Origin of the sequence: Bacillus cereus group sp. BfR-BA-01379 (assembly GCF_022663605.1) — a bacterium.
Lineage (GTDB): Bacteria > Bacillota > Bacilli > Bacillales > Bacillaceae_G > Bacillus_A > Bacillus_A mobilis.
On sequence record NZ_JAKUFT010000219.1, the window covers coordinates 1 to 364 of the forward strand.

The window sequence follows — 364 nt, forward strand, 5'->3', positions numbered from 1 at the left end:
CCAAGGAGAAGATTGTTGCTGTTGTTGATATTGCTGATATTGTTGATGTTGTTGACCATGCTGACCTTGATGGCCCTGTTGACCTTGGTGGCCTTGGTGGCCTTGGTGGCCTTGGTGGCCTTGGTGGCCTTGGTGGCCTTGGTGGCCTTGATGTTGATGACCATGATGACCTTGTTGGCCTTGGTGGTGGTGATGACCATGGTGACCGTGCTGGCCTTGGTGGTGGTGACCATGGTGACCATGGTGACCTTGTTGGTGATAATGACCATGGTGACCATGCTGGCCTTGATGCGTTTGATAAAGAACAGCTTGTGGATGAATATGGTGTTGACCGTGGTGATGTACTTGTTGTTGATGGCCGTGG

Annotated in this window: 1 pseudogene; it reads right to left on the minus strand. The window is 51.6% G+C overall.

Annotated features, from left to right (window positions below):
* Window positions 1–364, minus strand: a pseudogene (locus MR113_RS27555) (hypothetical protein); the annotation flags it as partial.